Raw genomic sequence first — 25,633 nt, 5'->3', positions numbered from 1 at the left:
AGAATCAACGACTCACAGCAATCGCCTGGTTATTCATGATACGCGGAGTGAGAAATACCAGCAGCTCGGATTTTTTCTCCGAAACCACATCACGCCGGAAAAGGCGGCCAAGATACGGCACATCGCCAAGAAATGGCACCTTATCTACGACCTTGCTCTGAGTATTTGAGAAAACACCGCCAATCACGATGGTTTCGCCATCATTGACCAGCACTTTGGCGTTGACCTCGTTCTTTTTGATCGGCGGTACATCCTGCACTTTGTTCAGGTAATCCGGTTCGTCCTTGGTGACCTTGACCTCCATGATGATGCGGTTATCCGGGGTGATCTGCGGGGTCACTTCCAGCGACAGCGAAGCCTCCTTGAACGACACCGACGTGGCGCCGCTGGAGCTGGCTTCCTGGTAAGGAATCTCGGTGCCTTTGAGGATCTTCGCGGTCTCTTTGTCGGAGGTGACCACTTTGGGCTGCGAAACGATTTCACCGTTGCCGGTCTTCTCCATGGCCGTCAGCTCCAGATCGAGCAAAACGTTGTCGGTAATGAACGCGATACCGATCCCGGAAGTATTGCCGACGGTCCCCATGTCGACGAACGGCGAGTTGGTACTGGTGCTGCCCGGCGTGCCGATGGTGGTCGATGAACCGTTGACCCCGGAAGCATTCCAGTTGCCCTTGTTCTGGATCGAGCCGCCCCAGCGCACCCCCAGACTCTTGTCGTAATCGACGTTGGCCTCGACGATGCGCGCCTCGATCATCACCTGACGCACTGGAATATCCAGTTGCGCCACGATCCGCCGCAGCTCGTCGAGACGATCCTGAGTCTGGTAGGCAATGATGTTGTTGGTCCGTTCGTCGACAGTGATTGATCCACGCTCGTCGATCTTGGCCTCGGCGCTGGTCACCGACTGGAACAACTTGGCGATGTCCGCAGCCTTGGCATAGTTCACCTGCAACAGCTCACGACGCAGCGGCGCCAGTTCGGCGATCTGCTTCTGCGACTCCAGCTCCTGACGTTCGCGCGCAGCAATTTCATCAGCCGGGGCCACCAGCAGCACATTACCGATTTTGCGTTTATCCAGGCCTTTGGTCTTCAGCACCAGATCCAGCGCCTGATCCCACGGCACGTTTTGCAAACGCAGGGTGATGCCGCCCTGCACCGTGTCGCTCGCCACCAGATTGAGGTTGGTGAAGTCGGCGATCAGTTGCAGCACCGAGCGCACGTCAATGTCCTGGAAATTCAGCGAGAGCTTTTCACCGACATAGGCCTGACGATCGGCGTTGCGTTTTTGCAGGTCGTCGACGGTCATCGGACGGATGCTGACGGTCAGTTTGTTATCGGTCTGGAACGTGGAATAGTCAAAGGTGCCGCTGGGCTCGACGGTAATGACCGTGCGATCACCGGTTACGCCGGCGTTGACGAATTGCACTGGCGTGGCGAAATCCTTCACGTCGAGACGCACCCGCAGCTTTTCCGGCAATTGCGTACGGGCGAAGCTGAGGATGATCTTGCCGTCATGCTCCTGGATATCCGGGGCGATGGTCGGGTCGGACAGGTCGATGACGACATTGCCCTCGCCCGCAGTACCGCGCTGAAAATCCACACCGCGAATGGCGCGGGGTTTCGCCACGAACGCCTTGGCGGGCGCAGCAGGAGTCGCCGCGCTTGATGCCGCCACTGCCGGTCGCGGCGCCCTGGCCGGCGCGCCCTGACCAACCACCACGAACAGATAGTTGCCCTCAACCCGTGTGTCGTAAGGCGCCAATTGCGTGAGACTGACAATCAGCCGCGTGCGGTCCTTGGCTTCAACCACCGTGGCCGTGCGCGCATTGCCACTGCCCAGATCGAGATTTTTGCTCGCCAACTGACTGGCCACACCGGGCAAGTCCAGCGCAATTCGCGCCGGTGATTCGGTGGTGTAACCCTTGGGCTGCGGCGGCGGGCCGTCGAACGACAGCTTCAGTTCTACGCGATCACCCGGCAACGCTGCCACATCCAGCGCCTTCAAATTGGCCGCCTGTACCATCGGTGACAACAGCGCTATCCATAGCGAAAAACCGAGGGTGGAGAAAATCCTGTTCATTATTCGACTTCCACTATGAATGCTCTTTCAAAGGAATGGTGCGCGGACGTTCCAGCCAGGCGCCTTCACCGTCGGGCACAATTTCGACCACATCGACCTGGGTCGCATTGATGGCAACGATGCGCCCATCGTTGCGCCCCAGGTAATCGCCGACCTTCAGGCGATGCACCCCGCCGGCGCCACGCAATAGCGCGAAGGAACCGGAAGCATTGGCAATCGTGCCGACCATCTCGAACTGCTCGATGTTGAAACCTTCGAGGTATTGCTTGACCCGACCAGGGTCGGGCTTGACGTTGCGCGAACCACGCCTCTGCCCGGCCAGATCGACGCGCACCTGACGCGAGAACGGACTGCGCAGGTTGGCAGCGCTGTAACTGAATGCTGGGTAAGACCGGAATGTGGGTGTTGGTTCAATCTTGCCTGCCGGACGCAAGCGCACTTCATTCATGTAGGCGTCGAGGTCGCTGAAGTCATTGCTGGCACCACAGCCGCTCAATGCCAGCAGTGCCATCAACCCGGCGTAACAACGTATTGGGGTCATTTTTGCAGCCCCTTGTCGTTGTAGCGGTAGGTCTTGGCGAGGATGCTCATGCGCAACTTCGACCCACCTTCTTTGCTGGCAGGGGCCAGTTCGAAGTCATGCAGGGTCACGATGCGAGGCAACCCGGCCACACCACTGACGAATGTGGCGAGGTCGTGATAGGCACCCGTGACGGTAATCTGGATCGGTAGCTCGATGTAAAACGGCTGGGTAACCTCCGGCAGCAGTTTGATTTCCTCGAACTCAAGACCACTGCCCAAACCCGTTCGCGTGATGTCTTCCAGCAAGCCCGGCACTTCGGTGTCACTGGGCAACTGACGCAGCAGCACGCCGAAGGAGTTTTCCATCTCCTTCATCTGCTGGGTGTACAGATCCAGGTTGGCGGATATGCGCGCTTTGCTGGCGAACTGCTCCTTCAGCGTGGCCTCTTCTTCGCGCTTGAGCTGCAGCTGGTTTTGCGTGTCACTGATGAAAAAGTTATAGCCAAACGCCAATACCAGCACCATCAACAGCGCTCCGGCGATGGCTTTGACCGCGCCCGGCCACGACCCGATGTTGCTGGTGTCCAGATCGTTGAAGTCGATGTTGCGCAGACTCTCCAGCCATTCGGAAGGCTTCATTGCTCGCCCTCCACAATCTTTGGCTGGGTCTGACGAACGGTCAGCTGAAAGACGTTGGTTTGCTCCACCTGATCGGCACTGGTCGCTTTGACTTCAGTGAGGCTCGCCGCATCAAACCAGTCGGACGCATCCAGATTGCGCATCAGCTCGGAGACGCGGTTGTTCGACTCCGCCGCACCGCTGATCGACAAGGTTTTACCGACCATCTTCACGTCAGTGAAATACACACCGTCGGGCAATGTGCGCGCCAGTTGATCGAAGATTCGTCCGCTGACCTGCCGGTTGCCCTGCAAGTCCTGAATGATGCGCATGCGCTCGACCAGCTGCTGGCGATGGGCCTTGAGTTCGCTGATCTGCTTGATGCGTTCGTCGACCACGGCAATCTGCTTGCCGATGTAGTCGTTGCGCGCCGCTTGCCGGGCGATGGCCGCGCTGATGATCTGATCGGCAATGAACACCGCGCCGATCGAACCGACCACCACGCCGGTCAGCGCCAGCAGGAAGCGTTTGCGCCGCTCTTCGCGGCGCTCCTCGCGCCAGGGTAAAAGGTTGATCCGCGCCATCAGTCGAAACTCCTGAGCGCGAGCCCGCAGGCGATCATCAAGGCCGGCGCGTCACTGGCCAGCGCCCCGGCGTTGACCTTGCTGCTCAGGGCCATATTGGCAAACGGATTGGCCACTTGGGTCGGAGTATCCAGGCGCTGTTCGATCAGCCGATCCAGCCCCGGCACCGACGCCGTGCCGCCAGCGAGCAGAATATGGTCGACCGCGTTGTACTGGCCGGAAGCGAAGAAAAACTGCAACGAACGCGATACCTGCTGCACCAGCGCCTCGCGAAACGGCTGCAACACCTCGCTGACGTAATCGTCGGGCAGACCGCCCTGCTTCTTTGCCAGCCCCGCCTGCTCGACGGTCAGGCCATAGCGACGCTGGATCTCCTCGGTCAGTTGCCGGCCGCCGAACAACTGCTCACGGGTGTAGATGATCTTGCCGTTGTGCAGGACGCTGAGGGTGGTCATGGTGGCGCCGATGTCGACCACAGCCACGGTCAAGCGCTCTTGAGAAGCCGCCAGCTGCGTGGCGAGCAAGCCGAACGAACGCTCCAGCGCGTACGCTTCGACGTCCACCACGCGCGCGGTCAGCCCGGCCAGCGCCAGTGCCGCTTCACGGACTTCGACGTTTTCCTTGCGACAGGCAGCCAGCAACACGTTGACCCGCTCGGGGTTGCGCGGCGACACGCCCTGAACCTCGAAGTCGATGGCGACTTCGTCCAGCGGATAGGGAATGTATTGGTCGGCTTCAATCTTGAGCTGGTTTTCCAGTTCGTCGTCGGAAAGCCCGGCGTCCATCTCGATGATCTTGGTAATCACCGCTGAACCGGCCACCGCCACCGCCACGCTTCTCAGCCCGGTGCGTGCCTTGCCCAGCACCCGGGTCAAGGCCTGGCCCACACCCTCGAGCTCGGCGATGTTTTTCTCGACCACGGCGTTCGGTGGCAGCGGCTCCACCGCATAAGCCTCGACCCGGTAGCGATCACCCTGACGACTAAGTTCCAGCAGCTTCACGGACGTGGAGCTGATGTCGATCCCCAGTAACGCATTGGTCTTTTTATTGAAGAGTCCCAGCACTACCAATTCCCTATGACTTTCCGTGAGTTACGGACTCTGTAATACACATTGCGTTCCTTCACCCCGTCTTGACAGAAGCGCAAATGACGCCCCCAGCAGAAAAGTGCTTATAATGCCCAGCGATTTTTTCCGCTTTTTACTGCCTGCGCGGACAGTTCTGTGTGTAGCCGGAACCCCGTCGCCAAATTCATTTTTTGCTCTGGATATCCAAAAGCCTTGATTCGTCTGCTGAAATTTTTCGGTTGGTCCATCGTCGCCGTTTTCTGCGGACTGCTTTTAGGTCTCAGCGGCGCTTATCTTTACCTTAGTCCGGGTTTGCCGTCTGTGGAGGCTCTGCGAAGCATTCAGTTGCAGATTCCCCTGCGGGTCTACAGCAGCGACGACAAGTTGATCGCAGAGTTTGGCGAAATGCGCCGTACTCCGATCCGTTTCGCCGACATTCCCCCCAATTTCATTAATGCGTTACTAAGTGCTGAAGACGACAACTTCGCCAACCACTACGGCGTCGATCCGAGCAGCCTGATGCGTGCCGCGACCCAACTGGTCAAGAGCGGTCACATTCAGTCCGGCGGCAGCACCATCACCATGCAGGTGGCGAAGAACTTCTTCCTCTCCAGCGAACGCAGCTTCTCGCGCAAAGCCACTGAAATTCTTCTGGCCTTGCAGATCGAACGGCAACTGACCAAGGACGAGATCCTTGAGCTGTACGTGAACAAGATCTATCTGGGCAACCGCGCCTACGGCATCGAGGCGGCGGCGCAGGTGTATTACGGCAAGTCGATCCGCGACGTCAGCCTGGCGCAGATGGCGATGATCGCCGGCCTGCCGAAAGCCCCTTCACGCTTCAATCCGCTGGCCAACCCGGCGCGCAGTAAAGAGCGTCGCGACTGGATCCTGGGGCGCATGTACAAGCTCGGCAAGATTACCGAGCCTGAGTACACAGCGGCGATCAACGAGCCTCTGAACGCCAGCTATCACGTGCCCACCCCGGAAGTGAACGCACCGTACATTGCCGAAATGGCCCGTGCCGAAATGGTCGGCCGCTATGGCAGCGACGCCTACACCGAGGGTTTTCGGGTCACCACCACGGTGCCGAGCAACCTGCAGGAAATGGCCAACACCGCGCTGCATGAAGGCTTGATGACCTACGATCAGCGTCACGGCTACCGTGGCCCCGAATCGCGCCTGCCGGGCAAGACCCGCGAAGCATGGGCCACCGAGCTGACCAAACAACGCACCATCAGCAGCCTTGAGCCGGCCATCGTCACTCAGGTCGACAAGAATGGCCTGCAAGTGCTGACCCGCACTGGCGAAGAACATGTCGCGTGGGACACCATGAAATGGGCGCGGCCGTTCCTTAATACCAACAGCATGGGCGCCAACCCGCGCCAACCGTCGGACGTTGCACAGATCGGTGATCTGGTTCGCGTGCAGCGCCAGAAAGACAATTCGCTGAAGTTCAGCCAGCTTCCCCAGGCGCAAGGCGCGCTGGTGTCGCTGGATCCACAGAACGGCGCGATCCGCTCGCTGGTCGGCGGTTTTGCTTTCGAGCAGAGCAATTACAACCGCGCCATGCAGGCCAAGCGTCAGCCGGGCTCGAGCTTCAAGCCGTTCGTCTACAGCGCTGCGCTGGACAACGGTTACACCGCCGCCACGCTGGTCAACGACGCCCCCATCGTGTTCGTCGACGAGTACCTGGACAAGGTCTGGCGCCCGAAGAACGACACCAACACCTTCCTCGGGCCGATCCGCTTGCGCGAAGCGCTGTACAAGTCGCGTAACCTGGTTTCGATCCGCCTGCTGCAAGCAATGGGCGTAGGCAAGACCATCGACTACATCACCCGCTTCGGCTTCAACAAGCAGGACCTGCCGCCGAACCTGTCGCTGGCGCTGGGTACCGCAACGCTGACGCCGATGGAGATCGCCACCGGTTGGGCCACGTTCGCCAACGGCGGCTACAAGATCACGCCGTTCATCATCGACAAGATCGAAAGCCGCAATGGCGACACGCTGTTCGTCGCCAATCCGCCGACCGTTCCGCAGGGCACCTCGGCCACTGATGGCCTCGCGGCGCCGGCCACTGAATCGTTTACCGTCAACGCCGCGCCGGTGCCGGGCGAAGCACCGGGCACCGCTGCCGCGCCGCAAACGCCGGCAGTCGCTGAGCGCATCGTCGACGCTCGCACGACATACATCCTCAACAGCATGCTGCAGGACGTCATCAAGCGCGGCACGGGGCGTCGTGCGCTAGCCTTGGGCCGCAGCGACATCGCCGGTAAAACCGGTACGACCAACGAATCGAAAGATGCGTGGTTCTCCGGCTACAACGCCGACTACGTGACCACGGTCTGGACCGGTTTCGATCAGCCGGAAAGCCTCGGTCGCCGCGAATTCGGCGGCACTGTGTCACTGCCGATCTGGATGAACTATATGGCGGCCGCCCTCAAGGACAAACCGCCCCACGTGCAGCCGGAGCCGGAAGGTCTGCTGAGCCTGCGGGTGGACCCGGCCAGTGGTCGCGCGGCGACGCCGAGCACGCCGGGTGCTTACTTCGAGCTGTTCAAGGCAGAAGACACGCCGCCATCGGTGAATGAGCTGGGGAATGGCTCAGTGCCGGGCAGTCCGCTGCCAGCGGATGAGCAGGCGCCGATCGATCTGTTCTGATCCCGGTGCACATTGAAAAGCCCCGCCTTCGTCAGAAGTGCGGGGCTTTTTTATACTTGCTGGCTGGACATTGGGGCGCTACAGAAATCCACCCCCTCACCCCAGCCCTCTCCCGGAGGTAGAGGGAGCCGACCGAAGTGTCTGGCTTCATACATCAACCTGAACGACCGAGTCGATTATGGATTCAACACAGTACTTCGAGGTCGGCGTAGCTTTCAAAAATCCCACGGTCGGTCCCCTCTACCTCTGGGAGAGGGCTGCTCCAGATATGGAACACAAAACCCCCAGCCACAAAAAAGCCCCGACTCATAACGAACCGGGGCTTTTGCTTGAAGCGCTACAACAGCTTAGCCGTTGAACACGTCATCCACGCTTTTCAGCGGGTAGTTCTTCGGATACGGCAGGGTTGCCACACCGGTCTCGATTGCGGCTTTGGCCACAGCGTCGGAGATCAAGGTGATCAGGCGCTTGTCCATTGGCTTCGGAATGATGTACTCACGACCGAATGCCAGCGGAGCACCACCGTAGGCATCGCACACGTCCTGAGGCACTGGCAGTTTGGCCAGTTCGCGCAGGGCGTTGGCGGCAGCCACTTTCATTTCTTCGTTGATGCGCTTGGCGCGAACGTCCAGGGCACCACGGAAGATGAACGGAAAGCCCAGAACGTTGTTGACCTGGTTCGGGTAGTCCGAACGGCCGGTCGCCATGATCACGTCGCTACGGGTGGCGTGAGCCAGTTCCGGGGAGATTTCCGGATCCGGGTTCGAGCACGCGAACACGATCGGGTTTGCCGCCATCGACAGCAGGCCTTCAGCGCTCAGCAGGTTCGGGCCGGACAAACCGACGAATACGTCAGCGCCTTGCAGCGCGTCAGCCAGGCTGCGCTTGTCAGTAGCGTGGGCGAACACGGCTTTGTACTGGTTCAGGTCATCACGGCCGGAGTGGATCACGCCGGTACGGTCAACCATGAAGATGTTTTCGATGCTTGCGCCCATGCTCACCAGCAACTTCATGCAGGAGATGGCGGCAGCGCCGGCGCCCAGGCAGACGATCTTCGCTTCCGGCAGGGTTTTGCCAGCAATTTCCAGGGCGTTGATCATGCCCGCAGCGGTCACGATCGCGGTGCCGTGCTGGTCATCGTGGAATACCGGGATGTCGCACTGCTCGATCAGAGCACGTTCGATCTCAAAGCACTCAGGGGCCTTGATGTCTTCCAGGTTGATGCCACCGAAGGTGATGGAGATACGCTTGACGGTGTCGATGAAGGCTTGCGGGCTTTCGGAGTCGACTTCGATGTCGAAAACGTCGATGCCGGCGAAGCGCTTGAACAGCACGCCTTTACCTTCCATGACGGGCTTGGAAGCCAATGGGCCGAGGTTACCCAGGCCGAGAATCGCGGTGCCATCGGAAATGACTGCAACCAGGTTGCCCTTGCCGGTGTACTTGTAGGCCAGTTCAGGATCGCGAGCGATCTCGCGCACTGGTTCAGCTACGCCGGGGCTGTAGGCCAGCGACAGGTCGCGGGCGGTAGCAGTGGCCTTGGTGAGCTCGACACTCAGCTTCCCTGGACGAGGATGAGCATGGTATTCGAGAGCGGCAGTTTTCAGATCAGACATTTTGGCATTCCGCTTTTTTACTGTTGGACAGACTGGTCAGCGAGGATACGCGCCTCGCAAAGTCCCCACAAGACTGAGCGGTCACCCCTGTCAAGCGCCCTGCCCTACGACTTTGGGTCAAGAGCCACGGCGCACAAGGGCTTGACTGTTCACAATCGACAGAAAAAATGTCTACAATTTTTATTCAGCGTGCGCTCTGCAGCATGGCAGGATCGGTCATTGGCAGCAGCCAACGCGGCTGACCCGGTTTCAACCCACCGCGCCGCGAACGATCGACCACCCAGCCACGCGCCTCGATTTGCTTGCCCTTCAACGCTTGCAAGCGGGTATTGTCGAATTGTCCGACCAGATTGGGTGCAACACGCAATACAAGCGAGTCCTGCAACTCGATCCAGATTCCACCGCGATTGCGCTGCACTTTGCTCACACGGCCACTGACCACGGCGAAACCCGAGCGCTGGATCTGCTCTGCTTTCAGTACAGGTGATTGCCGCCAGAGGCCTCGACCCGCCTGTCGCGCTTCGCGTTCAGCCGCTTGCTGACAGGCAACAAGATCGACATTCGGCGCCACCGCGACCTGGAAACCCAGGCCATCGGCGAGCATTTGCGCTTCGAGGTTGGCGCCGCTGGCACTGTAGAGGTGGGCCAGCGTACGGCCGTAATGGTCTTTTGACTCTTTGCCGGGAAGCACGCCGACGCGCCCGCCGCTGTCAGCCACCAGCGCTTCCAGGCGTTTACGCGCAGCAATGGCGAATGGCTCGTCGCTGCGACCCTGCTTGCCGAGTTCAGGCGTATTGAGGCCGATCATCCGTACGCTGCGGCCGTCGCTCAGGCGCAAGGTGTCGCCATCGACCACGCGCTGCACGGCGACTTGCGTCAGTCCGGAGGGTGTCGGGCAGTACGCAAGCGCGGTGGAAAGCCAAATCGCAGGCATAAAAAAGGCGCCCGCGAGGGACGCCTTTTTCAGCAGCGAGGAAAAGCCCACCGGGCTCTTCAACCTTACTCTGCAGCAGCAGGTTTCTTGCCGAAAGCACCGAAACGGTCTGCGAAGCGCTGAACGCGGCCGCCAGTGTCCAGAGTCTTTTGCTTACCGGTGTAGAACGGGTGGCATTCGTTGCACACGTCGATTGGCAGAGCTTTGCCGAAGGTCGAACGGGTTTCAAACTTGTTGCCACAGCTGCAGGTAACAGCGATGACTGGGTAATTCGGGTGGATATCAGCTTTCATGGTGTCTTCCTCAGCTAGCGTGCCGCCATCCAACACTATTGTTGAATACCGCACGTAATTAGGCCGCGGATTCTACCAGACCTTTGCAATCACGCAAGCTGTCCCGGGTGCCCTCCATCAGAAAAGCTGTTCAATGCTGACGGCGGCCGTTGACATCATGCTGCGTTACCGCTCGTCAGCATTGAACGCTTTCCTGATGGAGGACACAGAACCGACCGTCTGCTAGGCTCCCGACCCATTGCCCTGTCCCTGTGGGAGCGAGCCTGCTCGCGAAGACGATCTATCAGCCAGCATTTTCGTCGCCTGACACACCGCTTCCGCGAGCAGGCTCGCTCCCACAGGTTATGGAACCAGTCCTTTTAATCGTCTGCTGATCGAGATCCCCCCGCGTGCCCGACGCCATTCTGCGCCTCGCCCTGCCTTCGCCTTTGCGCCGCCTGTTCGACTATCGGGCGCCGGCCGGCGTACTGCGCGCGCAGTTGCAACCGGGCATGCGCCTGCGGGTGCCGTTTGGCCGACGCGAGATGATCGGGATTCTGGTGGAGGTGACCGACACCAGCGAAGTGCCGGTGGAGAAACTCAAGCCGGCACTGGCCCTGCTCGACGCCACCCCGCCACTGCCGCCAGCGCTGTTCAAGCTGTGCCTTTGGACATCCCAGTATTATCAGCACAGCCTCGGCGACACCTTGAGCTGGGCGCTGCCGGTGCTATTGCGTCAGGGTGAACTGGCCGAAGCCCGGCAGGAGCGCTTCTGGTCGGTAATGCCGGGCGCCAGCGTCGATGATCCGCGCATCGCCCGTGCGCCGCGTCAGCGTGAAGCGTTGACCACGCTGGCCCAACACCCTCACGGCGTCGCCCATCAGTTGCTGAGCAAACTGATGCTGAGCAAGGACAGCCTCGATCTGCTGCTGGCGAAAAATCTGGTGCAAGTCGAGATCCGCCGCCATGCACCCGGCGCACGCCATGAACATTGGCTGGCGCAACCGGAGCTGCCGCTCAACCCCGAGCAGCGCGCCGCGTATGAGGCGATTCGCGCAGGCTTCGACAGCTATCACGCGTTTCTGTTGGCCGGCGTCACGGGCAGCGGCAAGACCGAAGTCTATTTGCAACTCATCCGCGAAACCCTCGAGGCCGGCAAACAGGCGCTGGTGCTGATCCCGGAGATCAACCTCGGTCCGCAGACGCTGGCGCGCTTCGAACAACGTTTCAACGCGCGGATCGCCCTGATCCACTCGGCCGTCAATGATCGCGAGCGCCTCGAAGCCTGGCTCGCCGCCCGCGACGGCGAGGCCGACATTATTATCGGCACCCGCTCGGCGCTGTTCACCCCGATGAAGAATCCGGGGCTGATCATCATCGACGAAGAGCACGACGGCTCCTATAAGCAGCAGGAAGGCTTGCGCTACCACGCCCGTGATCTGGCGCTGGTGCGCGCGCGGCAGGAAAACATCCCGATTGTCCTCGGCTCCGCCACGCCTTCGCTGGAAAGCCTGCACAACGCCTACACCGGCCGTTATGGCCTGCTACGCCTGAACGAACGCGCCGGCGGTGCCAAGCAACCGCGCTTCCTGCGCCTGGATGTGAAAAGCCGCCCACTGGACAGCGGGATTTCCGGGCCGATGCAGCAAGCCATTGGCCAGACCCTGGCAAATGGGCAACAGGTGCTGGTATTCCTCAACCGTCGCGGTTTTGCACCAACGCTGCTTTGTCACGATTGCGGCTGGATGTCCGAATGTTCACGCTGCGATGCGCGGATGACGGTGCACCAGCGCCACGGCGAATTGCGCTGCCACCATTGCGGCTACGTCGAGCGCACGCCGCGCCAATGCCCGAAGTGCAACAAGGTCGATCTGCGCCCGGTCGGCGCCGGTACCGAGCGTGCAGAGGAACGCCTGGCGATTCTGTTTCCGGATTACCCGGTGCTGCGGGTCGACCGCGACAGCACGTCGCGCAAGGACGCGATGAATCAGCTGTTCGCGACGATCCAGAAGGGCCAGCCCTGCATTCTGGTCGGCACGCAGATGTTGGCCAAGGGGCACCATTTTCCGCGGGTGACGCTGGTGTCGATTCTCGATGCCGACGGTGGTTTGTTCTCCGGCGACTTCCGCGCCAGCGAGCGCATGGCGCAGCTGATCGTGCAGGTCGCTGGACGGGCCGGCCGGGCGGAAGAGCCTGGCAAGGTGATCATTCAGACCCACCTCGCCGACCATCCTTTATTGGTGCAACTGACCGAACAGGGCTATTTCGCCTTTGCCGAACAGGCCTTGAGCGAGCGCCGCGCCGCCGGCCTGCCGCCGTTCGCGCATTTGGCGCTGCTGCGTGCCGAAGCGCACAAGCCGGGGCAGGCCGAAGGTTTTCTCGATGAGGCGTGCAGCGAGGCGGAGCGTTTACTGGTCGAGCAGGGGCTGAACGGGATTGAACTGCTTGGGCCGGTGCCGGCGCCGATGGAGCGGCGTGCCGGGCGTTATCGCGCGCAGTTGCTGCTGCAGGCGACAGCACGGGCACCGCTGCATCGACTGCTGGCCAGTTGGTTGCTGGTCCTGGAGCAGATGCCGAGCGGGCGGGCGGTGCGTTGGTCTTTAGATGTCGATCCGGTCGATTTGTATTGACCTGAAGATCGCCTTCGCGAGCAGGCTCGCTCCTACAAGGGATTGATGCCAGACACATAATGTATGAACGCCGCAGATCCAATGTGGAGCGAGCCTGCTCGCGAAAGCGGTCTATTTGTCACCACATATCCATAAGCTGCCTGCTAAGGTTGGCAAGCCCGTCTTCGCAACGGATAATGCCCAGTTTTTCCACCCGCGCATCGATGCGCCGCCGCGCTTGCGGTCGAAAGAGAAGACCATGAAAGACACCATTCGCCAGCTGATCCAACAAGCCCTCACCCAACTCGTCAACGAAGGTGTGTTGCCTGAAGGCCTGACGCCGGCGATTCAGGTGGAGAACGCGCGTGACAAGACTCACGGCGACTTCGCCAGCAACATCGCGATGATGCTGGCCAAGCCTGCAGGCATGAAGCCGCGCGATCTGGCGGAAAAAATCATCGCTGCGCTGCCGGCCGACGAGAACGTTACCAAGGCCGAAATCGCCGGCCCGGGCTTCATCAACTTCTTCCAGAACACTCAGGCGCTGGCTTCGCGACTCGACGCTGCCCTGGCCGACGCCCATGTCGGCGTGCGCAAGGCAGGTCCTGCGCAGCGCACCGTGGTCGACCTGTCTGCGCCCAACCTGGCCAAAGAGATGCACGTCGGCCACTTGCGCTCGACCATCATTGGCGATGGCGTGGCGCGCGTACTTGAATTCCTCGGCGACGAAGTGATCCGTCAGAACCACGTTGGCGACTGGGGCACCCAGTTCGGCATGCTGATGGCCTATCTGCAAGAGAACCCGATCACCAGTGACGAGCTGTCGGACCTGGAAAACTTCTACCGCGCCGCCAAGCAGCGTTTCGACGAGTCCGCCGAATTCGCCGACCGCGCCCGTGGCCTGGTGGTCAAGTTGCAGGCCGGCGACGCCGAGTGCCTGGCGCTGTGGACCAAGTTCAAGGACATCTCGCTCTCGCACTGCCAGAAGATCTACGAACTGCTCAACGTCAAACTGACCATGGCCGACGTGATGGGCGAAAGCGCCTACAACGACGACCTGATCAATGTGGTCAACGACCTGAAAGCGGCCGGCATGCTGGTCGAGAGCAACGGCGCCCAGTGCGTGTTCCTCGACGAGTTCAAGAACGCCGACGGCGACCCGCTGCCGGTGATCATCGTCAAGGCTGACGGCGGCTACCTGTACGCCACTACTGACCTGGCAGCCGTGCGCTATCGCAGCGGCAAACTGAAAGCCGACCGCGCGCTGTACTTCGTCGATCAGCGTCAGGCGCTGCACTTCCAGCAAGTGTTTGCCGTGGCACGCAAGGCCGGTTTCGTGACCCATCCGATGGAAATGGAGCACATGGGCTTCGGCACCATGAACGGCGCCGATGGCCGTCCGTTCAAGACCCGTGACGGCGGCACCGTGAAGCTGATCGATCTGCTGACCGAAGCTCAGGACCGCGCCTACAACCTGGTGAAGGAGAAGAACCCGGAGCTTGCCGAAGACGAGCTGCGCAACATCGCCAAGGTCGTCGGCATCGGTGCGGTGAAATACGCCGACCTGTCCAAACACCGCACCAGCGACTACAGCTTCAACTTCGATTTGATGCTCAACTTCGAAGGCAACACCGCGCCGTATCTGCTGTACGCCTACACCCGTGTGGCCGGTGTATTCCGCAAACTGGGCAAGGATTTCAGCGAAGTCGACGGCCAGATCGTCCTCGAAGCGGCACATGAACATGAGCTCGCAGCCAAGCTGGCGCAGTTCGGCGAAGTGCTGAACAACGTGTCCGATAAAGGCACGCCGCACATTCTTTGCACCTACCTGTACGACGTCGCCGGCCTGTTCTCGAGCTTCTACGAGAACTGCCCGATCCTCACCGCCGAAACCCCGGCCCAGATGCAGAGCCGTCTGCGTCTGGCCGCGTTGACCGGTCGCACCCTCAAGCAAGGCCTGGAGCTGTTGGGTCTGGAAACTCTGGAGCGTATGTAAGTTGGCTGCCAAGAAAAAACCTGCACCCAAACGTGGCGCCAGCCGTTACCAGGCGCCTGCGAAGCAGCCGATCCCGGGTTGGCTGTGGATGGCCATCGGCCTGACGGTCGGTGCGTTCATCGTGTTCCTGATGAAGCTGGAGCCTGGCAAAGGCAGCGACACGGTCAAGCGCGAGAAGGTCGAGCAACAGCAGAAAGCGAAAATCGCCGAAGCCAACAAGACCCCGCCGAGCCCGACGCAACCGGTGAAGCCGAAGTACGACTTCTACACCCTGCTGCCGGAATCGGAAGTGATCGTGCCGGCGGACGCCGTACCGGAGAAAACCCTGCCGACGCCGCAAGTGCCGACAGCACCGGTCACCCCGGCGGAAGCCGCAAAAATCGATACTGCGCGGGCTCAGGCAGCACTGGCGGGCATTACCCCGCCGCCGGCACCTCCGGTGAAAGCCGCGCCAGTGACCAAATTCTTCCTCCAGGCCGGTTCGTTCCGCAAAGAGGCGGATGCGGACAAGGTTCGGGCGCAGATCATTTTGCTCGGCCAGGCGGTGGCGGTTGAGTCGGGTACGGTGAAAGATGAGACCTGGTATCGCGTACTGGTCGGCCCGTTCAGCAACCGTGAGCAGCTGACCACGGCGCAAAAACAACTGGCCGGCAGCGGCTTCAGCAACCTGTTGTTACAACAACGCCAGAGCCGCTGATTTCGCCAGTAGCACCGCGTCATCGTTCTTCGCGAGCAGGCTCGCTCCCACAGGGCCAGGATAAATCCTGTGGGAGCGAGCCTGTTCGCGAAGGCGCACCGACAAACACTAAAGCCTGCAACAGGCACACCACCGCTTGTCCCCTCTCCCGCCCCGCAGTTGAAATCCTCCGCGCCACCCCCATATGAATGGGCATAGGCATTTTCGCCCCGCTGCGTGGAGACTCTTCCCTTGACCACCATCGTTTCAGTCCGCCGCCACGGCAAAGTCGTCATGGGCGGCGACGGCCAGGTTTCTCTCGGCAACACCGTGATGAAAGGCAACGCAAAGAAAGTTCGTCGCCTGTACCACGGCCAGGTCATCGCGGGCTTTGCCGGTGCCACCGCCGACGCCTTCACCTTGTTTGAACGCTTCGAAGGCCAGCTCGAGAAACATCAGGGCCACCTGATCCGCGCCGCTGTCGAACTCGCCAAAGAATGGCGCACCGACCGTTCCCTCAGCCGCCTCGAAGCCATGCTCGCGGTCGCCAACAAGGATGCATCCCTGATCATCACCGGCAACGGTGACGTGGTCGAACCGGAAAACGGCCTGATCGCCATGGGCTCCGGTGGCGGTTACGCCCAGGCTGCGGCCAGCGCGCTGCTGAAAAAGACCGATCTGTCGGCTCGCGAAATCGTCGAAACCGCACTTGGTATCGCCGCCGACATCTGTGTATTTACCAACCACACTCAGACCATTGAGGAGCAGGATCTCGCTGAAGAAGCCTGACTCGGCCTTGCGCCACGGCTTTTTTCTGCTTGAGGACCGCCAAAAATTATGTCCATGACTCCCCGCGAAATCGTCCACGAACTCAACCGCCACATCATCGGCCAGGACGATGCCAAGCGCGCCGTCGCGATTGCCCTGCGCAACCGCTGGCGCCGCATGCAGCTGCCTGAAGAGCTGCGCGTTGAAGTGACCCCGAAGAACATCCTGATGATCGGCCCGACCGGTGTCGGTAAAACCGAGATCGCCCGTCGTCTGGCGAAACTGGCCAACGCGCCGTTCATCAAGGTCGAAGCGACCAAGTTCACCGAAGTCGGCTATGTCGGCCGTGACGTCGAGTCGATCATCCGTGATCTGGCCGATGCTGCGATCAAGATGCTGCGCGAACAGGAAATGTCCCGCGTTCGCCATCGCGCCGAGGACGCCGCCGAAGATCGCATCCTCGACGCACTGCTGCCGCCGGCCCGCATGGGCTTCAACAGCGATGAGTCGACGAGTCAGGATTCCAACACGCGTCAGCTGTTCCGCAAGCGTCTGCGCGAAGGTCAGCTGGACGACAAGGAAATCGAGATCGAAGTCGCCGAAGTGGCCGGCATCGAGATCGCCACGCCCCCGGGCATGGAAGAGATGACCAACCAGTTGCAAAGCCTGTTTGCCAACATGGGCAAGGGCAAGAAGAAGTCGCGCAAGCTCAAGGTCAAAGAAGCGTTGAAACTGGTGCGCGACGAAGAAGCCGGGCGTCTGGTCAACGAAGAAGAGTTGAAGGCCAAGGCCCTCGAAGCAGTCGAGCAGCACGGTATCGTGTTCATCGACGAGATCGACAAAGTGGCCAAGCGCGGTAATTCCGGCGGCGTCGACGTGTCCCGCGAGGGTGTGCAGCGCGACCTGCTGCCACTGATTGAAGGCTGCACCGTCAACACCAAACTGGGCATGGTCAAGACTGACCACATCCTGTTCATCGCGTCTGGCGCATTCCACCTGAGCAAGCCGAGCGATCTGGTACCGGAGCTGCAAGGCCGCCTGCCGATCCGCGTCGAACTCAAGGCCCTGAGCCCGGAAGACTTCGAACGCATCCTCAGCGAACCGCATGCCTCGCTCACCGAGCAATATTGCGCGCTGCTGAAAACCGAAGGCCTGAACATCGAGTTCCAGCCCGAAGGCATCAAGCGCATCGCCGAGATCGCCTGGCAGGTTAACGAGAAGACCGAGAACATCGGTGCTCGTCGTCTGCACACGCTGCTCGAGCGCCTGCTGGAAGAGGTGTCGTTCAGCGCCGGCGATCTGGCCAGCAGTCACGATGACAAGGTGATCCTGATCGACGCTGAATACGTCAACAGCCACCTCGGCGAATTGGCGCAGAACGAAGATCTGTCCCGCTACATTCTGTAGAGCTGCAAGCTACAAGCCGCGAGCGGCAAGCTGAGTTAAGCTTGCCGCTTGTAGCTCGCAGCTGAAGGCTTTTCCTATGATTCCTAGCGACATCAAACTTCACAAAGCCTCGAAAACCCTGACGCTCACCTACGCGTCCGGCGAGGAGTTCACCCTGCCCGCGGAATTTCTGCGTGTGCATTCCCCCTCCGCCGAGGTCCAGGGCCACGGCAAACCGATCCTGCAATTCGGCAAGCTCAACGTCGGTCTGAGCAAGCTGGAACCGGCCGGTCACTACGCACTGAAACTGACCTTCGATGACGGCCACGACAGTGGCTTGTTCACTTGGGAATATCTCTATGAGCTGGGGCGACGTCATGACGCACTCTGGGCCGATTATCTGGCCGAGCTCAAAGCCGCTGGTAAAACCCGTGATCCGGACGAGTCAATCGTCAAGCTGATGCTCTAGTCCGAGGGTCCTGCTCTTTAGAGGGCATTTTCTAACTTCATCTGTTTGAATGCTCCGCTGTGGCGTCGAGGATCGGCCCGCTTGCGAAAAAAATTAAACTCGGGTAACCAATGGAGCTGGCAAGTTCCCTGCAGTGCTCTACGACTGTAAAGCAGCTATGCAGAATTAACGGTCACCCGAGCAGTAGTACCTGGCAATCGCTGTGGAACTGCACAGCAGATAGCCGGGTACTCGTCTCAGGACAATGGAGCGTCGTAGATGAGTAACAAGAATAACGATGACCTGAAGTATCAAGCCTCGGAAAACACCTTGGGGCTTAATCCCGTCGTTGGGCTGCGCGGAAAGGATCTGCTGGCCTCTGCTCGTATGGTGCTCAAACAGGCCATCAAACAACCGATCCATAGCGTCAGGCACGTCACCCATTTCGGCCTCGAACTGAAAAACGTGCTGTTTGGTAAATCCGAACTGCAACCGGCAGGCGATGACCGTCGCTTCGCTGATCCTGCGTGGAGCCAGAACCCGCTCTACAAACGTTATCTGCAAACCTATCTGGCGTGGCGCAAGGAACTCCATGCCTGGATCGACGACAGCAGCCTGTCGCCCAAAGACATCGCGCGCGGCCACTTCGTCATCAACCTGATGACCGAGGCCATGGCCCCGACCAACACCGCAGCCAACCCTGCAGCGGTCAAACGCTTCTTCGAAACCGGTGGCAAAAGCCTGCTCGACGGCCTCTCCCATCTGGCCAAGGATCTGGTGCACAACGGCGGCATGCCGAGCCAGGTCAACATGGGCGCGTTCGAGGTCGGCAAAAGCCTGGGCGTGACTGAAGGCGCCGTGGTGTTTCGCAACGACGTGCTGGAGCTGATCCAGTACCGGCCGATCACCGAGCAAGTCCACGAGCGCCCACTGTTGGTGGTGCCGCCACAGATCAACAAGTTTTACGTATTCGACCTGAGCCCGGACAAGAGCCTGGCGCGCTTCTGCCTGCGCAACAACGTGCAGACTTTCATTGTCAGCTGGCGTAACCCGACCAAGGCGCAGCGCGAGTGGGGCCTGTCGACGTACATCGATGCGCTGAAAGAGGCGGTCGACGTGGTCACCGCGATCACCGGCAGCAAAGACATCAACATGCTCGGCGCCTGCTCCGGCGGCATCACCTGCACCGCCCTGCTCGGCCACTATGCGGCGCTCGGCCAGAACAAGGTCAATGCCCTGACCCTGCTGGTCAGCGTGCTCGACACCACGCTGGACAGCGACGTCGCCCTGTTCGTCGACGAACAGACCCTGGAGACCGCCAAGCGCCTCTCGTATCAGGCCGGGGTGCTTGAGGGCAAAGACATGGCCAAGGTCTTCGCGTGGATGCGCCCCAACGACCTGATCTGGAACTACTGGGTCAATAACTATCTGCTCGGCAACGAGCCGCCGGTGTTCGACATCCTGTTCTGGAACAACGACACCACACGGTTGCCGGCAGCGTTCCACGGCGACCTGATCGAGATGTTCAAAAACAATCCACTGATTCGTGCCAATGCACTGGAAGTGTGCGGCACACCGATCGACCTTAAGCAGGTCACCGCCGATATCTATTCGCTGGCCGGCACCAATGACCACATCACCCCGTGGAAGTCTTGCTACAAGTCGGCGCAATTGTTTGGTGGCAAAGTGGAGTTCGTGTTGTCGAGCAGCGGCCATATCCAAAGCATTCTGAACCCGCCGGGCAACCCGAAGTCCCGATACATGACCGGCGAAGAGATGGCCGCGAATGCCGAAGACTGGCAAGAGAACTCGACCAAGCACACGGATTCCTGGTGGCTGCATTGGCAGGCGTGGCAGGCCGAGCGGGCGGGCAACCTGAAAAAGGCCCCGACCAAACTGGGCAACAAGGCTTACCCGGCGGGCGAAGCATCGCCGGGCACTTACGTACATGAAAGATAGCGGCAAGCCACAGGCTACAAGCCGCAAGCTGAGCAAGTTCTGCTTGAAGCTTGCGGCTTGTAGCTGCTCCACTCTAACCCGAAGGGCCTGACGCATGCCGCAACCGTTCATATTCCGTACCGTCGAGCTGGATGGCCAGACCCTCCGCACGGCGGTACGCCCCGGCAAGCCTCACTTGACGCCCTTGCTGATTTTCAACGGCATCGGCGCCAACCTGGAGCTGGTGTTTCCATTTGTCGCGGCGCTGGACCCGGATCTGGAAGTGATCGCCTTCGACGTGCCCGGTGTCGGCGGCTCCTCGACGCCCAATCGGCCATACCGTTTTCCTGGCCTGGCCAAACTGACGTCGCGGATGCTCGATTACCTCGACTACGGTCAGGTCAATGTGATCGGCGTGTCGTGGGGCGGCGCGCTCGCGCAGCAATTCGCCTACGACTACCCCGAGCGCTGCAAGAAGCTGGTGCTCGCGGCGACCGCTGCAGGTGCCGTGATGGTGCCGGGCAAACCGAAGGTGCTGTGGATGATGGCCAGCCCCAGGCGCTACATCCAGCCGTCGCATGTGATCCGCATCGCGCCGATGATCTACGGCGGCTCGTTTCGCCGCGACCCAACGCTGGCTGCCAGCCATGCCGCGAAAGTGCGTTCGGCGGGCAAGCTCGGTTACTACTGGCAACTGTTCGCCGGCCTTGGCTGGACCAGCATTCACTGGCTGCACAAGATCAATCAACCAACGCTGGTGCTGGCCGGCGACGACGATCCACTGATCCCGTTGGTCAATATGCGCATGCTCGCCTGGCGAATTCCCAACGCCCAGTTGCACATCATCGATGACGGCCATCTGTTCCTGATTACCCGTGCCGAAGCTGTGGCACCGATCATCATGAAATTCCTCCAGGAGGAACGTCAGCGAGCGGTGATGCACCCGCACCCGTCACCGTTGGGCGGCTGATCGCTGCGGCAGGCTTTATGCAGGGCTTTACACAGAGTGCGCAGCAGGACGCCGCGCAGGCAGCAATCCATAACAGCGTCTATGGTGTTCTGGTTCGGTGAGTTTGTTTTTGGCCTGAAGACGAAGGAGTGTTGAGTCATGCGCGACAAACCAGCGACGGGCGTAGTGCCAAGCCCGGCCGTGTTCATCAACGCACAAAGTGCGATCACCGGTTTGCGCGGTCGGGATCTGATCTCGACGCTGCGCAGCGTCGCCGCCCATGGTCTGCGCAACCCGGTCCACAGCGCCAGGCACGCCCTGAAACTGGGTGGCCAACTCGGTCGCGTGCTGCTCGGCGAGACCCTGCATCCCACCAATCCGCATGACAGCCGTTTTGCCGATCCGGCGTGGAGCCTCAATCCGTTTTATCGACGCAGTCTGCAGGCGTATCTGGCCTGGCAGAAGCAGGTCAAGAGCTGGATCGACGACAGCAACATGAACCCGGAGGACCGCGCCCGCGCCCACTTCGCCTTCACCCTGCTCAACGACGCCGTGGCGCCGTCCAACACCCTGCTCAACCCGCTGGCGATCAAGGAGCTGTTCAACTCCGGCGGCAACAGTCTGGTGCGCGGCCTCAGTCATTTGTTCGATGATCTGCTGCACAACGATGGCCTGCCACGGCAGGTGACCCGTCAGGCTTTCGAAGTCGGTAAAACGGTTGCCACCACACCAGGCTCGGTGGTGTTTCGCAACGAGATGCTCGAGCTTATCCAGTACAAGCCGATGAGCGAAAAACAGTACGCCAAGCCACTGCTTGTGGTGCCGCCGCAAATCAACAAATACTACATTTTCGACCTCAGCCCGCAGAACAGCTTCGTGCAGTACGCCCTGAAGAACGGCCTGCAGACTTTCATGATCAGCTGGCGCAACCCGGATGTGCGCCACCGCGAGTGGGGCTTGTCGACTTATGTCGAGGCCGTGGAAGAAGCGATGAACGTGTGCCGGGCGATCACCGGCGCCCGCGAGGTCAACCTGATGGGTGCCTGCGCCGGCGGCCTGACCATCGCCGCACTGCAAGGTCATTTGCAGGCCAAGCGGCAATTGCGCCGTATCTCCAGCGCCACCTACCTGGTCAGCCTGCTCGACAGCCAGATCGAAACCCCGGCCACGCTGTTTGCCGATGAGCAGACCCTCGAAGCCGCCAAGCGTCGTTCCTATCAAAAAGGCGTGCTGGATGGTCGCGACATGGCCAAGGTATTCGCCTGGATGCGCCCGAATGATTTGATCTGGAGCTACTTCGTCAACAATTACCTGTTGGGCAAGGAGCCGCCAGCCTTCGACATTCTCTACTGGAACAACGACAACACCCGTCTGCCGGCAGCCTTGCACGGCGACCTGCTGGATTTCTTCAAGCACAACCCGCTGACCCACCCGGGCGGGCTGGAAGTGTGCGGCACGCCGATTGACCTGCAGAAAGTCACGGTCGACAGTTTCAGCGTCGCCGGCATGAACGACCACATCACGCCATGGGATGCGGTGTATCGCTCGACCCTGTTACTGGGTGGCGACCGGCGTTTCGTGCTGTCCAACAGCGGCCATGTGCAGAGCATTCTCAACCCGCCCAGCAACCCGAAAGCCGCGTATGTCGAGAACGGCAAGATGAGCAGTGATCCACGCGCCTGGTACTACGACGCCAAACACGTCGACGGCAGTTGGTGGCCGAAGTGGCTGGAATGGATTCAGCAGCGCTCGGGCGCCCAGCACGAAACCCAGATGACCCTCGGTAACCCGAACTATCCACCGATGGAGGCAGCACCCGGTACTTACGTGCGTGTGCGCTGACGCTTAACCGAACTTTTCTAAGAAGACTGGATGAAAACCCGCGACCGGATTCTCGAATGTGCTCTGCAATTGTTCAACGAAAAGGGCGAGCCGAACGTTTCCACCATGGAAGTTGCCAACGAAATGGGGATCAGCCCCGGCAACCTCTACTACCACTTTCACGGCAAGGAACCGCTGATACTCGGTCTGTTCGATCGCTTCCAGAATGAACTGGCACCGCTGCTGGATCCACCGCCGGACGTGGAGCTGGCGCCGGAGGATTACTGGCTGTTTTTGCATTTGATCGTCGAGCGGCTGGCGCAGTACCGGTTCCTGTTTCAGGACCTGTCGAACCTGGCGGGGCGATTGCCGAAACTGGCGAAGGGCATTCGTCATCTGCTCAATGCGTTGAAGCGCACGCTGGCGTCGTTGCTGGCGCGGTTGAAGGCTTCGGGGCAGTTGGTCAGTGATACCCAGGCGCTGGGGCAACTGGTGGAGCAGATCACCATGACGTTGCTGTTTTCGCTGGATTATCAGCGGATTCTGGATCGCGAAGGCGAGGTTCGCTTGGTCGTGTACCAGATCATGATGCTGGTGGCGCCGCATTTGCTGCCGCCGGTGAAGGTGGCGACTGAGCGGATGGCTCTGCAGTATCTGGAAGATCATGACTGACATCAAAAGCCCCTCACCCCAGCCCTCTCCCTCTGAGAGAGGGCCGGGATGAGGATAAGCTTTAAAAACGCACAAACAAAAACGCCCGACCTTCACAGGCCGGGCGTTTTGTTTTGCCCTGAAAATCAGGACTGACTGGTTGGCGTCGACGGGGTCGATGCAGCAGTCGGGGTTGCGGCCGGGGTCGGTGCAGCGGCGGAGTTCGACGCGCTGGCCGGGGTTGCCGGGGTCGCAGGCTTGGCTGCTGGAGCGGCCGGTTTTGGCGCAGCGGCTTTCGGCGCGGCCGGTTTTTTCACTGCCGGCTTCTTCGCTGCAGCCGGTTTGGCTGCGGGCTTGGCGGCAGCGGTTTTCGCGGCTGGCTTGGCGGCTGCTTTGGCTGCAGGTTTGGCAACCGACTTGGCAGCAGTCTTGGCAGCAGCAACCGGTTTGGCCGCGGCTTTTGCAGCAGGTTTGGCGGCCGCTGTTTTCGCTACGGATTTAACCGCAGCCTTGGCTTTCGCCACAGGTTTGGCAGCCGCTTTGGCCAATGGCTTGGCCGCGGTTTTGGCTGCTGGCTTGGCCGCTGCAGTTTTAGCTGCCGGTTTTGCCGCAGCGGGTTTCGCCGCCACAGGACGTGCCTTCTCGCCGGTGAGTTTTTCGATCTGCTTGGTCAAGGTTTCAACCTTGCTGTGCAGGGCCTTGACCTCATTGCGGCTCGGTACGCCCAGGCGCGAAATCGCGCTGTTCAGGCGCTTGTCGAAAGCCCCTTCGAGCTCGTCCCACTTGCCCAGCGCGCGATCTTTCACGCCGCTGATGCGCGACTTGGCAGAAGAAGCAGAATCCTTGGCGGCATCGACTTTTTTGCCGACTGCAGACTTGGTGAGCTTCTCGGCTTTCTCGCCGTCTTTGACCAATGTATCGAAGAGCTTGCTGCCGTCAGTGTCGATCTTCGAGTACACGCCTAAACCAGCCAGCCAGATTTTGCGGGAGTAGTCTTCGACTTTCCCAATCCACGAGCTGCCTTCTTTATCGGTGTTCTTTTTACCAGCCATCCCGTTCTCCTTAAGATTTACGCGCGACGCGTTCGAGCAATGCCGTCAGCTCATCGAGCTTAGCAGAGAGTGTCTCAACGTCATGTTTAGACGGAATGCCGATACGATTCAAGGCGCTTGCTACACGGGTGTCGAATGCCTTCTCGACCTTGTCGAGCTGAACTTCGACGCGACCTTTGAAAGAACTGACTTCATCCCGGGCTTCGTCGATTTCGGCATTGGCCGCTTCGAGTTTTTCGGTGACGACCTTTTTGCCTTTCTTTTCAACAGTTTGACCAGCCTTGATCAACTCTTGAAAGTACTCGCCGCCCTCTTGGCCAACCTTGGCGTAGGCACCCAGGCCTGCCAGCCAGATCTTGCGGGCATAGGATTTGACGTCGCTCAGAGCAGAAGTCGAAGCGTCGATTTTTTTCTTCAAAATTACTTTGGCCATGGTGCACCTCACGCGCAGAAGGTTTGAGGAACTGCCCGCGAAAGTGTCGGGCTCAGGCACAAAGTAGGTAGAAAAATTAGAAACGGCACCCTAACAACTGACATAAACAGCAGGGGCACCCCAAAACAAATGTGGGAGCGAACCTGCTCGCGAATACGACGTATCAGTCAATAGTTGAGTCGACTGACACACCGCTTTCGCGAGCAGGCTCGCTCCCACAGGAGATCTCGGTTTATCGAAAAATCGCGATCAGACCAGCGCTTTATCGAGGGCTTTCTCAATCTCGGCTTTGATCATGCCGCTCATGGCCGACATCATCAGGCCCAGTTCCACGTCGACGCGGATCGAGTCATCGCCAACATGCACCGCGCCTTTCACACCCGAGCGCTTGAGATTCAATACGTCGCCTGACCATTGCGGCTCCAGGCCGTATTGTTCATTAAGCTTTTTGGCCAGCTTGTCGGCCTTCTCGCGGGCGGCTTCCTTGCCCAGGCTGTGGGCACGCTCAACACTGATTTTGGCCATTGGGTGGCTCCTTCTTTTTGAATACAG

Annotated in this window: 22 protein-coding genes; 11 read left to right on the top strand and 11 right to left on the bottom strand. The window is 60.1% G+C overall.

Annotation, left to right across the window (positions count from 1 at the left end):
• Positions 1 to 4: 4 nt before the first annotated feature.
• The 5 genes from pilQ to AB4P97_RS26145 are packed head-to-tail and all read right to left on the bottom strand — an operon-like array spanning position 5 to position 4,868.
• Entirely contained in the window at positions 5 to 2,080 is a 2,076-nt protein-coding gene (gene pilQ / locus AB4P97_RS26165) for a type IV pilus secretin PilQ (RefSeq protein WP_395601799.1), read from the bottom strand.
• 13 nt (positions 2,081 to 2,093) lie between these two features.
• Positions 2,094 to 2,621: a pilus assembly protein PilP gene (locus tag AB4P97_RS26160; protein WP_047299398.1), complete on the bottom strand. Its 528-nt coding sequence runs from the start codon at positions 2,619 to 2,621 to the stop codon at positions 2,094 to 2,096.
• Positions 2,618 to 3,241 carry a type 4a pilus biogenesis protein PilO gene (gene pilO, locus AB4P97_RS26155; protein ID WP_042557264.1) on the bottom strand — a complete coding sequence of 208 codons (624 nt, stop codon included), beginning with the start codon at positions 3,239 to 3,241 and terminating at the stop codon, positions 2,618 to 2,620. The genes AB4P97_RS26160 and pilO overlap by 4 nt, the downstream gene beginning before the upstream one ends.
• The gene (locus AB4P97_RS26150) at positions 3,238 to 3,804 is read right to left on the bottom strand and encodes a PilN domain-containing protein (RefSeq protein WP_042557263.1); all 567 of its coding nucleotides are present in this window, start codon (positions 3,802 to 3,804) and stop codon (positions 3,238 to 3,240) included. The genes pilO and AB4P97_RS26150 overlap by 4 nt, the downstream gene beginning before the upstream one ends.
• On the bottom strand, positions 3,804 to 4,868 hold the full coding sequence (locus AB4P97_RS26145; RefSeq protein ID WP_115145994.1) for a pilus assembly protein PilM: 1,065 nt from the start codon (positions 4,866 to 4,868) through the stop codon (positions 3,804 to 3,806). Before AB4P97_RS26145 ends, AB4P97_RS26150 begins: the two co-directional genes overlap by 1 nt.
• Positions 4,869 to 5,084: 216 nt before the next feature.
• Between AB4P97_RS26145 and AB4P97_RS26140 the strand changes: the two genes are divergently transcribed.
• A complete protein-coding gene (locus tag AB4P97_RS26140) occupies positions 5,085 to 7,532 on the top strand; it encodes a penicillin-binding protein 1A (RefSeq protein WP_261736244.1) in 2,448 nt (815 codons plus the stop codon).
• Positions 7,533 to 7,879: 347 nt separating this feature from the next.
• On the opposite strand, the gene AB4P97_RS26135 is transcribed toward AB4P97_RS26140, so the two are convergent.
• The 3 genes from AB4P97_RS26135 to rpmE all read right to left on the bottom strand — a co-directional run bounded on the left by AB4P97_RS26135 (position 7,880) and on the right by rpmE (position 10,375).
• Positions 7,880 to 9,148, bottom strand: a complete 1,269-nt coding sequence (locus AB4P97_RS26135) for a malic enzyme-like NAD(P)-binding protein (protein WP_042557260.1) — start codon at positions 9,146 to 9,148, stop codon at positions 7,880 to 7,882.
• 184 nt (positions 9,149 to 9,332) lie between these two features.
• Entirely contained in the window at positions 9,333 to 10,082 is a 750-nt protein-coding gene (locus AB4P97_RS26130) for a thermonuclease family protein (RefSeq protein ID WP_395601798.1), read from the bottom strand.
• A gap of 65 nt (positions 10,083 to 10,147) precedes the next feature.
• Positions 10,148 to 10,375, bottom strand: a complete 228-nt coding sequence (gene rpmE, locus AB4P97_RS26125; RefSeq protein WP_016984589.1) for a 50S ribosomal protein L31 — start codon at positions 10,373 to 10,375, stop codon at positions 10,148 to 10,150.
• Positions 10,376 to 10,764: 389 nt separating this feature from the next.
• On the opposite strand from rpmE, the gene AB4P97_RS26120 reads away from it, so the two are divergent.
• From AB4P97_RS26120 to AB4P97_RS26075, 10 genes are all read left to right on the top strand, one after another.
• Positions 10,765 to 12,984 (top strand): primosomal protein N', encoded by a 2,220-nt coding sequence (locus AB4P97_RS26120; RefSeq protein ID WP_047299391.1) that lies wholly within the window; start codon positions 10,765 to 10,767, stop codon positions 12,982 to 12,984.
• 238 nt (positions 12,985 to 13,222) lie between these two features.
• The gene (argS, locus tag AB4P97_RS26115; RefSeq protein WP_042557258.1) at positions 13,223 to 14,959 is read left to right on the top strand and encodes an arginine--tRNA ligase; all 1,737 of its coding nucleotides are present in this window, start codon (positions 13,223 to 13,225) and stop codon (positions 14,957 to 14,959) included.
• A gap of 1 nt (position 14,960) precedes the next feature.
• Positions 14,961 to 15,656: an SPOR domain-containing protein gene (locus tag AB4P97_RS26110; protein ID WP_047299390.1), complete on the top strand. Its 696-nt coding sequence runs from the start codon at positions 14,961 to 14,963 to the stop codon at positions 15,654 to 15,656.
• Between the two features lie 231 nt (positions 15,657 to 15,887).
• Positions 15,888 to 16,424 (top strand): ATP-dependent protease subunit HslV, encoded by a 537-nt coding sequence (gene hslV / locus AB4P97_RS26105; protein WP_003220875.1) that lies wholly within the window; start codon positions 15,888 to 15,890, stop codon positions 16,422 to 16,424.
• 48 nt (positions 16,425 to 16,472) lie between these two features.
• Positions 16,473 to 17,810, top strand: coding sequence for an ATP-dependent protease ATPase subunit HslU (hslU, locus tag AB4P97_RS26100; RefSeq protein ID WP_042557256.1), 1,338 nt, complete (start codon positions 16,473 to 16,475; stop codon positions 17,808 to 17,810).
• A gap of 76 nt (positions 17,811 to 17,886) precedes the next feature.
• Positions 17,887 to 18,258 (top strand): gamma-butyrobetaine hydroxylase-like domain-containing protein, encoded by a 372-nt coding sequence (locus AB4P97_RS26095; RefSeq protein WP_042557255.1) that lies wholly within the window; start codon positions 17,887 to 17,889, stop codon positions 18,256 to 18,258.
• Between the two features lie 258 nt (positions 18,259 to 18,516).
• Positions 18,517 to 20,196, top strand: coding sequence for a class II poly(R)-hydroxyalkanoic acid synthase (phaC, locus tag AB4P97_RS26090; protein ID WP_042557254.1), 1,680 nt, complete (start codon positions 18,517 to 18,519; stop codon positions 20,194 to 20,196).
• 94 nt (positions 20,197 to 20,290) lie between these two features.
• Positions 20,291 to 21,145, top strand: coding sequence for a poly(3-hydroxyalkanoate) depolymerase (gene phaZ, locus AB4P97_RS26085; RefSeq protein ID WP_042557253.1), 855 nt, complete (start codon positions 20,291 to 20,293; stop codon positions 21,143 to 21,145).
• 138 nt (positions 21,146 to 21,283) lie between these two features.
• Complete coding sequence (gene phaC / locus AB4P97_RS26080; RefSeq protein ID WP_042557252.1) at positions 21,284 to 22,966, top strand: class II poly(R)-hydroxyalkanoic acid synthase; 1,683 nt, start codon at positions 21,284 to 21,286, stop codon at positions 22,964 to 22,966.
• Between the two features lie 30 nt (positions 22,967 to 22,996).
• On the top strand, positions 22,997 to 23,617 hold the full coding sequence (locus AB4P97_RS26075; protein WP_042557251.1) for a TetR/AcrR family transcriptional regulator: 621 nt from the start codon (positions 22,997 to 22,999) through the stop codon (positions 23,615 to 23,617).
• Positions 23,618 to 23,742: 125 nt separating this feature from the next.
• Here the strand turns inward: AB4P97_RS26075 and AB4P97_RS26070 are convergent, their stop codons facing one another.
• The 3 genes from AB4P97_RS26070 to AB4P97_RS26060 all read right to left on the bottom strand — a co-directional run bounded on the left by AB4P97_RS26070 (position 23,743) and on the right by AB4P97_RS26060 (position 25,606).
• Entirely contained in the window at positions 23,743 to 24,648 is a 906-nt protein-coding gene (locus tag AB4P97_RS26070; protein ID WP_115145999.1) for a phasin family protein, read from the bottom strand.
• A gap of 10 nt (positions 24,649 to 24,658) precedes the next feature.
• Positions 24,659 to 25,081, bottom strand: a complete 423-nt coding sequence (locus AB4P97_RS26065; protein WP_047299389.1) for a phasin family protein — start codon at positions 25,079 to 25,081, stop codon at positions 24,659 to 24,661.
• A 249-nt stretch (positions 25,082 to 25,330) separates the two neighbouring features.
• Entirely contained in the window at positions 25,331 to 25,606 is a 276-nt protein-coding gene (locus AB4P97_RS26060) for a polyhydroxyalkanoic acid system family protein (protein WP_042557248.1), read from the bottom strand.
• Positions 25,607 to 25,633: the final 27 nt, after the last annotated feature.

Source organism: Pseudomonas sp. A1230 (genome assembly GCF_044218825.1).
Taxonomy (GTDB): domain Bacteria; phylum Pseudomonadota; class Gammaproteobacteria; order Pseudomonadales; family Pseudomonadaceae; genus Aquipseudomonas; species Aquipseudomonas iridis.
The sequence above is the reverse complement of the archived record's forward strand: the minus strand, read 5'-3'. Positions and strand labels throughout refer to the sequence as shown.